The organism is Thiothrix winogradskyi (assembly GCF_021650935.1).
Classification (GTDB): domain Bacteria; phylum Pseudomonadota; class Gammaproteobacteria; order Thiotrichales; family Thiotrichaceae; genus Thiothrix; species Thiothrix winogradskyi.
Genome location: NZ_CP091244.1, coordinates 1530982 through 1541776, shown reverse-complemented (window position 1 = coordinate 1541776; position 10795 = coordinate 1530982). Strand labels below are relative to the sequence as shown.

The window sequence follows — 10795 nt, the reverse complement described above, 5'->3', positions numbered from 1 at the left end:
ACACGTTTATCTGTTACAATCACGCTGACTTGTAGCAGATAAACGTGATGCCTGACGATGAACCCAATCCCTGCGACCGAAAACCAATACATTGAATTTAAAAGAGAAGAAACCAGTGCGCAAACACTCGCGGAAGAAATCGTGGCATTTGCCAATGGTGAAGGCGGCGATATCTGGTTAGGTGTCGATGATCAAGGCAAAGCAGTAGGGCTATCCCGCAACTACGAAGAAGATGTCATGAACATTTGCCGCACAGCGGTCATTCCTCCCATCTGCCCCAGCTACCACTTATTGCAAACCGACAATGCCCAAGGTGAAACGGTCAATATCGCCCGTGTTAGCATTCCCAAAGGCAGTGACCGCCCTTACTATACCTCGAAGAACCGCTATTTCATCCGCGTTGGCTCAACCAAACGAGTAGCTTCGCGTGAAGAGTTGACCCGCCTGTTTCAATCTGCTGGCTTGTTCCATTACGACATTGTAGAAGTTGGCGGGGCACAACTTAAACACCTCAACCAATCCGCGATTACCGACTATTTTTCCCGTTACCACATCGACTACCTGAGTGAAGATGAGGGAGAGCGCCAACGGTTATTGGCAGCCAGTGATATTGCCAGCGAACAACTTATCCCCACCGTAGGCGGTTTGTTGGTGTTTGGCATTGCACCAGAACGCCACTTACACCAATCTGGCATTGCCTTTGCGGTGTTTAATGGTACGGAAATCAATTCATCCCTGCGTGACAAGAAAAACCTGTTCGGCGGCTTACCCATGCAGGTGGATAACGCACTGGCGGCGATCAAAGCCAATATTCCTGTGCCATCCGAGATTGAGGGAACGAAGCGGGTGGATAAACCGAGCTACCCCGACAAAGTGTTCCGCGAATTACTGGTGAATGCTTGTGTTCACCGCAATTACAGCATTATTGGTTCGCAAATCCGCGTGTTTCTGTTCGATGACCGCATCGAATTCATCAGCCCCGGTCGGTTGCCCAATACGGTTAAAGTCAGCAAACTCACCACGGGAACAAGTTTTTCCCGCAATCCGCTGTTGGTGCGCTTGATGGAAAACTTGGGGTATATGGATAAGCTGGGGCGCGGCTTGCCGATGGTGCATCAGGAAGCGAGAAAACTGGGTAAAACCGTGCAGTTTATTGATGATGGCGAAGAGTTCAGGGTGATTTTGGAACTCTAGCCTAACGCCCCTCCTTTGCAAAAGGAGGGGCTGGGGGAGGATTTTCTTCGATCTTACGGGCTAAACGACGACCCACAACCACAAGTCGTGGTCGCATTCGGATTACGAATCACAAACTGCGCCCCTTCCAGACCTTCGGTGTAGTCGATTTCAGCACCAACCATGTACTGGAAGCTCATGGGGTCAATCAACAACGTAACGCCAGCGTTTTCAACGGCGGTGTCGTCTTCGTTCATGTTTTCGTCAAAGGTAAAGCCGTACTGGAAGCCGGAACAACCGCCACCTTGCACAAATACGCGCAGCTTCAACGCTGCATTGCCTTCATCTTCAATCAAGGCTTTGACTTTAACGGCAGCAGCGTCAGTAAAGACCAACGGTGCGGGAATAGCGGTTTCAACGCTCATAGGTGATCTCCTCAAAACAATTGTATTCGGTCACGTTACCATTGCTGGCTCGAAAGGCAAAAAAGCCTTATTCGCTGTCGGTTGCTGGTACAGGTGGCGGCGCAAATTTGCCGGACTCTGGCTTCTGGCGCACTAACTTGCCGTTAACTTCCGCACCCACGGCCATTTCCAGCAGGTTGTAATACACGTCACCACAGATTCGCGCTTTTTCAAACAACTCAACTTTGCCACCGGCGAAAACATCACCGTCAATCGCGCCATTTAATACCATGCTGGGAACACGCACTTCACCTTGAATATGCCCATGCTCACTTAAAATCAGCGTGGCATTGTCGCCATCGGCTGCCAAGTTACCTTTGATGACACCCTCAACATGCAAACCACCGGAGAAACGTAAATCACCGTCAATCGTCGTGCCTTTGCCAATAATGGTGTCAATCTGAGCACTGCGAATTTTCTGATCACCATGATGGCTAGGTGCAGGGCTACTGGTGCTACCGCTGCTAGGCTTGGCGGATTTTCCGAACATGTTCATTTACTCCTTGGTGATGGATGCGGTTGAGTCAGTCGCCACAGCGCTAACTTTATTACTAAAAGAAGACCATTCATAACTTTTCGCTAAGCGTTCTGGGGTTTCGCCCGATGCCAGCGTCACTTTGACCTTAACGGATTCTGGCACAAAATCCTTGGGAAAGACTAAATTGCCTTCCAAACTTTGGTAATGTTTCACTTCAAATGCCGTGTTAGCTTTTTCGCCTGCTGGGGTAACGTCCTTGTGCAGGACACTGGCGGACTTGCCATCTTGCTTGCCACTGATAGCGATGCTGTAGCTGCCTTTGATAACTTCATCCCCACCCCGGATATGCGCCAACACAAGATGGTATTGGTATAGCCGCGCTCCGCCAATTTTTTTGCCATCGTTATCCACTAAACGCTCTTTGACCGCAAAATGCTGGAGGTGTAAGCCTTGCTCTAAGCCCGCAGGTGACAGAATTTCTTCATACAAGGCAAGCTTGTCGCGCTGCACGGTCAAATTTGCTTCGGCTGCCGCAAACTTGCGCTTAAGTTCTTCATTGGCAACGACTTGAATTTCTTCGCCACGTTTGGCTGAGGCTAATTTATCTTCTAATTCACGGATAGCCGTGGTTTGCTGGGCAAGCAGACGCTCTTGTTCGTCCATTTTACCGCGCAAAGTCATGGCATGAATACCCCCCGATGCATTCGCTGGGGTCATGTAGCCACTAAAAAACAACCAACCCGCCAAGGCGGTCAACAGTAACAATACGCCTATCAACATGTACCAACACGGGCTGCGCTTATCGATCCCGGTGGGGCGCACTTGTACCGTGCCGCGATTTTCAAATTTATACTCCAGACTCATGGGTGCTTATTATCTCTTTTGTGTATTCATCAGGGCAATAAACCTGGTTGCTTCAACGCCGTATCTTCTGCCAAGCCCAGCATCAGATTCATGTTTTGCACGGCCTGACCCGCTGCGCCTTTAACCAGATTATCAATCACCGAGAGTATCACAACCCGTGCGGTATTGCCGGGACGATGAATCGCCATCCGGCAGACATTCGCGCCACGCACCGAGCGGGTTTCGGGGTGTGAACCGGCGGGCATCACATCCACAAACGGTTCATGCGCATAGCGGGCGGTATAGAGTTGCTGCAAATCGGCTTCACTGGTCAACATCGCATAGAGTGTAGCGTGAATCCCACGAATCATAGGCAATAAATGGGGTACAAAAACAGGGCTAATGGATGTACGGGCAATGGTGGAAAGCGTTTGCGCAATTTCCGGCTGATGGCGATGCCCTGCCACGGCATACGCTTTGAAATTATCCCCCGCTTCTGCCAGCAAGGTATGTACCTCTGCCTTACGCCCTGCTCCGCTGACGCCGGACTTGGTGTCGGCGATAATCCCAGCCACATCAATCAAACCGCTTTCCACCAAAGGCAACAAACCCAAGGTAACGGCGGTGGGGTAACAACCGGGATTGGCAACCAAGCGAGCATCACGGATTTGCGCCCGGTTTAACTCAGGCAAACCGTAAACCGCTTCTTCGACCAGTTGCGGGCTGGCGTGTTGCATTCCGTACCATTTTTCCCACACTGCAATGTCTTTGATACGAAAATCGGCAGCAAGGTCAATCACTTTCGTGCCAGCGTCCAACAGAGTTTGCGCACTTTTCATGGCAATGCCATTAGGTGTCGCAAAAAACACCAAGTCACACGCGCTCAAAGCATCGTCAGAGGGTGCAGTGAATGCCAAATCGACATACCCCCGCAAGTTCGGGAACATCGCATCCACCCGGCTCCCCGCGTGTTCACGCGACGTCACACACGTGATCTCAACCTCAGGATGATTAACCAGTAACCGCAATAATTCAACGCCGGTATAACCTGTCGCGCCAACAATACCAATCTTCCTTTTCACACTACCCCTTTTTATGTCGGCTAGAAAAATCCCTGTATAATACGCCTTCCTTAACGATTAACAAACACCAAGCCTATGAAACTGGATATCAAAGGAATCGCCATTTTGGCATTCATCGCAGGCATTCTAGCCTTTTTCCTACTCGCCCCGGCAGGCGGCATTAAAGCCGCACCCGCCATCACGCTGCAAACCATTGATGGACAAGCCATTGAGTTAGAAAAACTCAAGGGAAAGCCTTATCTGATGGTATTTTGGGCAACCGATTGCCCTAGCTGTGTGGAAGAAATTCCGCATTTGATCGACCTGCAACAAAAACTGCAAGATACCGGCTTCCGCACCATCGGTGTCGCCATGCCGCATGATGAAGAGTCTGCCATCAAAGCCATGCGCCAACAAAAAGGGATGCAATACGACTTGGCATACGACAAAACTGGTGAGTGGGGGCAAGCGTTTGGCGGCATTAAAGTCACGCCGACCTCATTCCTTGTTAGCCCGGAAGGCAAAATCACCCGGATGCAACTCGGCAGCTTCGACTTCGCGGAATTGGAACAACAAATCCGCGCCATGCTGAAAGGATAACTCATGTACGAATGGATCAAAGCCATCCACGTCATCTTCATGGTGACGTGGTTTGCGGGGCTGTTTTACCTGCCACGCCTGTATGTTTACCACGCCATGCCGGAGAACAGCGGCAGTTTCGCGCTATTCAAAATCATGGAACGGCGCTTGTTCGCCATTATGACCATTGGCGCAGCCATTACGGCGGTGTTCGGTATCATTATGATTGTGCAAGGCGGCGGAGTGTTATTTCAATCGGGGTGGTTTCACTTCAAATTGCTGCTGATTGTGTTGTTGTTAGGCTATCACCACGCTTGTTACAAGCTGATGATTAAGTTTCGGAATGATGCGAATACCCACGATCACAAGTGGTATCGCTGGTTCAATGAAGCCCCTAGCGTATTGCTGATCGTGATCGTGATTTTAGCGATTGTGAAGCCGTTTTAAGAAAGCCCTCACCCCAACCCCTCTCCCAGAGGTAGAGGGGCGCTATCTTTATCTGGCTCCCCCTCTACCTCTGGGAGAGGGGGCTGGGGGGTGAGGGTCTTCTTACCCCAACAACGGCGCTAATTCGTTCAGCGCTCGATGATAGACTCGACGTTTGAAAAACACCACTTGGTGGGCAGGATGCCAATAATCCACCCATTCCCAGTGATCAAATTCCGGTTTTCCGGTCGCCTGTAAATTGACATCATAATCGTTGCACTTCAAGCGCAGCAGAAACCAGCGCTGCTTTTGCCCAATGCACAACGGCTTCGCACGACGGCGAATCATGTAATGGGGGATGCGATACCGCAACCATCCACGAGTTTGCCCGACAATTTCCACCTGATCGTGCCGTAAACCGACTTCCTCATACAGTTCACGAAACATGGCGTCTATCGGCGATTCTCCTTGATCTATTCCTCCCTGTGGAAACTGCCAGGAATCCTGCCCTAACCGTTTCCCCCAAAACACTTTCCCGTCGCAATTGCAGAGGATGATGCCCACATTGGCTCTGAATCCTTCCTGATCAATCACGATTCACTCTCCAAAGCTGAACTTTTCCTGATTTTTCCATAACTGTCATGATTCGGCAATTTCACTCTCACGAAAAGCGGGTACAATCGTCGGTTTTCGTCAACTTAGGTGAGAAAAACATGACTTTGGCACTTTTTGATCTGGATAACACCCTCCTCAATGGCGACAGCGATTATGCTTGGGGGCAATACTTAGTCAGCAAAGGCTTGGTCGAACGTGAGCATTACGAAACGGCTAACCAGTATTTTTACGACCAATACAAACAGGGGGTGCTGGATATTCACGAATTCTCAGCGTTCTCATTTCAGCCGCTGAGTGAGCGTAGCATGGCAGAACTCGCCGCCTTGCACCGCGAATTCATGGCTAGCACCGTTCACCCCATGATCACAGAAGCAGCCCAGCAATTGGTGGAACAACACCGCCGCCAAGGGCACACGCTGGTGGTAATTACCGCGACCAACAGCTTTATCACCCGCCCGATTGTGGCAGCGTTTGGCATTCCGTATTTATTGGCGACCGAACCCAAAATTGTCAATGAGCGCTATACCCGTGAGATTGACGGCATTCCATGCTTTCAGGCGGGCAAAGTCACGCGCCTGCAACACTGGCTGGAAAACCGTGCGGAAACTTTGACGGGCAGTTATTTCTACAGCGATTCCCGCAATGACTTGCCTTTGTTGGAAATGGTGGATAACCCCGTCGCCGTTGACCCCGATGACACCTTACATGCTATTGCACAGGAAAAAGGCTGGCCGATCATTTCCTTACGCTAAGCATCTGCCCGAATACGCCGTGAGCAATCGCTAGGAATTCTGCCTCATGCGTTTCCAACGGGTTACTGTCACGGTACAACAAGCGGTATTCAGGCTTTGCGCATTCGCCGCTAAAGTTACCACTGCCCTCCCACGTACTCATGACTTTTGCCACCTCCGGCTCTTTTTGCTCCATCAAATTGAAGCCGGATTTGGGGAAAAACGGTAACGGCGCTTGCAAACCTTGCCAATACCACGCTAACAATTGTTGCAACTGTTCACGCGCATCACTGACGGGTTCGAGCTGGTAACTGTCTTCCGGCGTGTGAATCAGCGTGACGTGGGGGCAAATACTTTCCGGCAACGTATTCAACGCCAGATGGTGTAGCCACGCATCCAGCCAATTCCAGTAACTCAGTTTGCCGAGTTCGTAGAGTGTGCGCCCCGCCATCACATCCAATTTATTGATCGTACCACTGAGGTAGAAATCGCCATCTGTTAGGCTAAACGGTGCACGCTGAAACACTGCTAAGGGCTGGATCCGGTTGAAAAATTCCTCGGTAACATCCGCCTCTTTTCTAAACACCAATTCACCGGGTTTGCCGTGCGGCAATAAGCCTTGCGCCCGCAACAGCGGCTCAGCGGAGCTTACTGGCAAGGCTTGTTGCAATTGCTGGAAAATACATTCGCGCACGTCACGGTCACGGTATTTTTCCAAGCCGAATGGCTCACGTACTGGCAGTTCTTCGGCGTATTCGTTCAAGCGTAAACCGAAACGTTCTTTGAGGAAAACTCGCGCTGGGTTTTGGTAAAAGCGGATCAAATCCGCCAGATTAAGTGAACGGTAGGCGGGATCAGGGGGAGGAAGAAACCCCTCCCAACCTCCCCTTATCAGGGGAGGAGCAAAACAGTAATCCGTTCCTCTTACGCCCTCCCTTGATAAGGGGAGGGTTGGGGTGGGGTTTTCTTCAGTAGACGTTGATGTCTGGAAAAAACGGTTGTACGTAAACAAGCCGTCTTGACCCCGCAAGTATTTTTGGCTAAACGCTTGCAACGGGTGTTTGGTCAACAATGCTTCGCGGCAGTCGGGAACGCAGCGTTCCAGGTAATCCATAAGTTCACTGACCAGCACCGATGGAGGCAATTCGCTATTATCGTGCGGGCTTTGCCCAACATAGCTGAGGTACAACCAATCGCGAGCCGAGAGGATACTTTCCAGAAACAGGTAACGGTCTTCGTCACGCTTGAGACGGTCGCCCCGTTTAATGCCTTGCCCCATGCGGTCGAAACTGTCGCGGGCATCACGACGCGGGTAAATGCCGTCATTCATGCCAATCAATGCCACAAACCGAAACGGCACGGTGCGCATCGGCATCAAGGCACAACAGGTAATCCCGCGCCCCAGAAAACCGTCGGATTCGCTGCGTTTATCGAGTTGTTCCGCCAAGGCACTTTGGAATACCGCCCATTCCAACGGCTGCCCGAAACCGGCTTGCGTCACGGTTTTTTCCAAATTATCCAAGGCTTGCCACACGGCTTGCAGCGGTGCATCGTCGCCTACCACTGCATCCAACAAGTAGCGAAAACGCCGGTTCCATTCGGCAAGGGTTTGCGCTTGTCGCCCCCAGCTTGCCAACTCGAATACTGCTTCCAACACTTGCTGCAAGCGCCCTAGCATTTCGGCTTGGCTGCCTTCGATCTCATTCCAAGGCAAAATACCGTTGAACAATGCCTCACCGGGCATGGCGTAACCCAATAACAAACGATCCAGCCCGTAACGCCAGGTATGTTCGGGGGTATTTGCACCGCCGAGTTCGGGACGCATTCCGGCATCCGTGCCCCAGCGAATATTGACGGCACGAATCCAGGCGCGGCATTGCTGCACTTGCGCTTCATCCACGCCGATACGCGCCCGCATCTCCTCAAATTCCAGCAAAGTCAGCACGCTTTCGACATCGCAACGCCCTTGTGGAATACTCAGCAAATGTTCGCACAGATTGGTAATGCTTTGCGCATAACCGGGGCTGCGATCCGCAATGCTAAACGGCAACGGGTACGGCGCACTGGAAAACACCGCATCCAAATACGGCGCATACTTATCAATATCAGGCGTCATAATCACCACATCCGCCGGAGTCACGTCAGGATGCGCGGTAAACAGCGCCAACAGTTGGTCGTATAACACTTCGGCTTCGCGCATCGGCGAGTGACAGGCGTGAAACGCGATGGAGGTATCGGTTGCATCCCATTCCATCACTTCCGGCATTCGCAGCAACAGCATGTCGGTTTGAATTCGCCCCAGCAACGTGCTTTCATCCGGTTCGCCGAACAGTTCCACGTCATCCAAATCGGCATTGGCTTCAATCAGCAAATCCAGAAAATCACGCCCCTGCCGCCCCCACGATGCCAGCAAAGGGTTGCCGACACTGAAATAATCTTGCACATCGGCTTGCTGTTTGTGCTTGCGCTTTTCGGATTCGATGTCGCCCCAATAATCCGCACACGGGTTCATCAGGTAAATATGAATATCGAGGTATTCCGCCACCTTCCCCAGCAATTGCACATAACCCGGCGACAACACCGGCACGGAAAAAAAGCAGATACGTTTAGGCAGCACCGCCGGATCAATGCTGGCAAGCGCGTGCGCAAAACGTTCTTGCAGGCGCACCCAATGCGGCAACTGTTGTTCACCGGCAACGCGCCACCACAACCGCGCTTGCCAGTCATCACTTGCGCCTTTACCGCTTTCCCATTCGCGAATCCAGTCTGGGCGAAAAAACAGGTATTGGTCAAAAACTTTGGCAACCTGCGCCGCCAATTGCCAAGCTGCGGTCGCACCCCCACTCAAATAACGCGCCAGTTCCGGCCATTCATCCGCTTCACTCAGGAAAATATCAAACAATCGCCAGCGCATCACCGTTGGCGCACACGGGTCTTTTTCAGGAACTTCCGCCAACACCATGCGCAATAATTCCCACGTCATTTCTGCCGGGAACAAATAACGAATATTGGCAGTAATGCCGTTATACCCAGCGGTTTGCAGCGAAAGCCAGCGCCCCATGCCGCTGTTTTGCACCACGACTTGTTCTTTCGCCAAGGGTTCGAGCGGATTGTCACGCTGTAACTGCGCAAATTGCTGGGCGAGTTGTTCGAGCTGATTGGAATGGTGCAGGTAAAGCATGAGAGAAGTTTCACGGTTATGCTAGAATTCCAGCTTTTGTGACACAAAGTCGGCTATATAGCAATCAAGAAAAAATTGTTACCGACACATGGAATCAGGCCAAGGTTTTTAGATGCAAGTAGCACTCGTGCATGAATGGTTTAACGAAGTCGCAGGCTCAGAAAAGTGCGTGGGAGAATTCAATGTGCTCTACCCTGACGCTGACATTTTCACCTTGGTCGACTGGCTGGACGATGCCAGCCGCCAATCGCTGTTGAGCGGCAAGCAAACGCAAACCTCGTTCATTCAACGGCTGCCGTTTGCGCGTAAACATTTTCGCCAATATTTGCCGCTATTTCCGATTGCCATCGAACAATTCAATCTGGATAAGTACGACTTGGTGCTGTCTTCGTCGCATTTGGTTGCCAAGGGTGTATTAACGCATCATGGGCAATTGCATGTGTGTTATTGCCATACGCCGGTGCGCTATGCGTGGGATATGTACCATGATTATTTGCGCGGCGGTAATCTGCAAAACAGCAGCATTAAATCCTGGCTGAGTCGGCGTACCTTGCACCATTTGCGCCTGTGGGATGTGCTAAGCAGCAATCGGGTAGACCATTTCATCGCCAATTCGCATTACATCCGTAAACGCATTCAGAAAATTTACCGCCGCGAAGCACACGTCATTTACCCGCCGGTCGACACCAATCGGTTCAGCTTATCGACGGATAAGGATGATTATTATCTAGCCTTCTCGCGCTTGGTGCCATACAAACGTATCGACCTGATTGTGCAGGCATTTGCGCACACGAAACGCAAATTGGTGGTGGTGGGCAATGGCCCGGAAATGGAAAAATTGCGCTGCATGGCTACCCCGAATATCGAGTTCCTCGGTTTTCAGGATGATCAACGGGTCGCCGTCTTAATGCAGCAAGCGAAAGCTTTGGTGTTTGCCGCGATGGAAGATTTCGGCATTATTCCGGTCGAAGCCCAAGCCTGCGGCACACCGGTCATCTGCTTGAATCAAGGCGGAACGGCTGAAACGGTGCTGCACGGCAAAACCGGTATCCATTTCCCGGAACAAAGTGTGGCAGCGATCCGTCAGGCAGTGGATGAATTTGAAACCCGCCGGGGACAGTTGTTAGATGCCACCAGTATCAGTGAATTTGCGCAACAATTTTCCGTCACGCGCTTTCGGCAAGACATTAATCAACATATCGCACAACTGCTAGCGCATAAAACTTAGAAATTAGCTACTATCT

Annotated in this window: 11 protein-coding genes; 5 read left to right on the top strand and 6 right to left on the bottom strand. The window is 51.3% G+C overall.

Going from position 1 to position 10795, the window contains the following annotated elements; all coding sequences use genetic code 11:
* Positions 1-57: 57 nt before the first annotated feature.
* Positions 58-1194: an RNA-binding domain-containing protein gene (locus tag L2Y54_RS07770; RefSeq protein ID WP_236501257.1), complete on the top strand. Its 1137-nt coding sequence runs from the start codon at positions 58-60 to the stop codon at positions 1192-1194.
* 53 nt (positions 1195-1247) lie between these two features.
* Here the strand turns inward: L2Y54_RS07770 and erpA are convergent, their stop codons facing one another.
* From erpA to argC, 4 genes are all read right to left on the bottom strand, one after another.
* Complete coding sequence (gene erpA / locus L2Y54_RS07765; RefSeq protein WP_093064620.1) at positions 1248-1598, bottom strand: iron-sulfur cluster insertion protein ErpA; 351 nt, start codon at positions 1596-1598, stop codon at positions 1248-1250.
* A gap of 67 nt (positions 1599-1665) precedes the next feature.
* A complete protein-coding gene (locus L2Y54_RS07760; protein ID WP_236501256.1) occupies positions 1666-2127 on the bottom strand; it encodes a bactofilin family protein in 462 nt (153 codons plus the stop codon).
* A gap of 6 nt (positions 2128-2133) precedes the next feature.
* Positions 2134-2979: a DUF6776 family protein gene (locus L2Y54_RS07755; protein WP_236501255.1), complete on the bottom strand. Its 846-nt coding sequence runs from the start codon at positions 2977-2979 to the stop codon at positions 2134-2136.
* Positions 2980-3008: 29 nt separating this feature from the next.
* Complete coding sequence (gene argC, locus L2Y54_RS07750) at positions 3009-4040, bottom strand: N-acetyl-gamma-glutamyl-phosphate reductase (RefSeq protein WP_236501253.1); 1032 nt, start codon at positions 4038-4040, stop codon at positions 3009-3011.
* Positions 4041-4115: 75 nt separating this feature from the next.
* On the opposite strand from argC, the gene L2Y54_RS07745 reads away from it, so the two are divergent.
* Together L2Y54_RS07745 and hemJ are read left to right on the top strand one after the other, a co-directional pair.
* Positions 4116-4619, top strand: a complete 504-nt coding sequence (locus L2Y54_RS07745; protein ID WP_236501252.1) for a peroxiredoxin family protein — start codon at positions 4116-4118, stop codon at positions 4617-4619.
* Positions 4620-4622: 3 nt separating this feature from the next.
* The gene (gene hemJ / locus L2Y54_RS07740) at positions 4623-5045 is read left to right on the top strand and encodes a protoporphyrinogen oxidase HemJ (protein WP_236501251.1); all 423 of its coding nucleotides are present in this window, start codon (positions 4623-4625) and stop codon (positions 5043-5045) included.
* 102 nt (positions 5046-5147) lie between these two features.
* Here the strand turns inward: hemJ and L2Y54_RS07735 are convergent, their stop codons facing one another.
* On the bottom strand, positions 5148-5618 hold the full coding sequence (locus L2Y54_RS07735; protein ID WP_202718429.1) for an RNA pyrophosphohydrolase: 471 nt from the start codon (positions 5616-5618) through the stop codon (positions 5148-5150).
* Between the two features lie 119 nt (positions 5619-5737).
* Here L2Y54_RS07735 and L2Y54_RS07730 point away from each other — a divergent pair, with 119 nt between their 5' ends.
* The gene (locus L2Y54_RS07730; RefSeq protein ID WP_236501250.1) at positions 5738-6391 is read left to right on the top strand and encodes a histidinol-phosphatase; all 654 of its coding nucleotides are present in this window, start codon (positions 5738-5740) and stop codon (positions 6389-6391) included.
* On the opposite strand, the gene recC is transcribed toward L2Y54_RS07730, so the two are convergent.
* The gene (recC, locus tag L2Y54_RS07725; RefSeq protein ID WP_236501249.1) at positions 6375-9551 is read right to left on the bottom strand and encodes an exodeoxyribonuclease V subunit gamma; all 3177 of its coding nucleotides are present in this window, start codon (positions 9549-9551) and stop codon (positions 6375-6377) included. The genes L2Y54_RS07730 and recC overlap by 17 nt on opposite strands.
* 112 nt (positions 9552-9663) lie before the next feature.
* On the opposite strand from recC, the gene L2Y54_RS07720 reads away from it, so the two are divergent.
* On the top strand, positions 9664-10779 hold the full coding sequence (locus tag L2Y54_RS07720; RefSeq protein ID WP_236501248.1) for a glycosyltransferase family 4 protein: 1116 nt from the start codon (positions 9664-9666) through the stop codon (positions 10777-10779).
* The last annotated feature ends 16 nt before the right edge of the window (positions 10780-10795 follow it).

Excerpts from the sequence above, each read along its gene's own strand:
- hemJ (WP_236501251.1), top strand. The coding sequence starts at position 4,623 with ATGTACGAATGGATCAAAGCCATCCACGTCATCTTCATGGTGACGTGG.
- L2Y54_RS07720 (WP_236501248.1), top strand. The coding sequence starts at position 9,664 with ATGCAAGTAGCACTCGTGCATGAATGGTTTAACGAAGTCGCAGGCTCA.
- L2Y54_RS07730 (WP_236501250.1), top strand. The coding sequence starts at position 5,738 with ATGACTTTGGCACTTTTTGATCTGGATAACACCCTCCTCAATGGCGAC.
- recC (WP_236501249.1), bottom strand. The coding sequence starts at position 9,551 with ATGCTTTACCTGCACCATTCCAATCAGCTCGAACAACTCGCCCAGCAA.
- L2Y54_RS07770 (WP_236501257.1), top strand. The coding sequence starts at position 58 with ATGAACCCAATCCCTGCGACCGAAAACCAATACATTGAATTTAAAAGA.
- erpA (WP_093064620.1), bottom strand. The coding sequence starts at position 1,598 with ATGAGCGTTGAAACCGCTATTCCCGCACCGTTGGTCTTTACTGACGCT.
- L2Y54_RS07745 (WP_236501252.1), top strand. The coding sequence starts at position 4,116 with ATGAAACTGGATATCAAAGGAATCGCCATTTTGGCATTCATCGCAGGC.
- L2Y54_RS07760 (WP_236501256.1), bottom strand. The coding sequence starts at position 2,127 with ATGTTCGGAAAATCCGCCAAGCCTAGCAGCGGTAGCACCAGTAGCCCT.
- L2Y54_RS07755 (WP_236501255.1), bottom strand. The coding sequence starts at position 2,979 with ATGAGTCTGGAGTATAAATTTGAAAATCGCGGCACGGTACAAGTGCGC.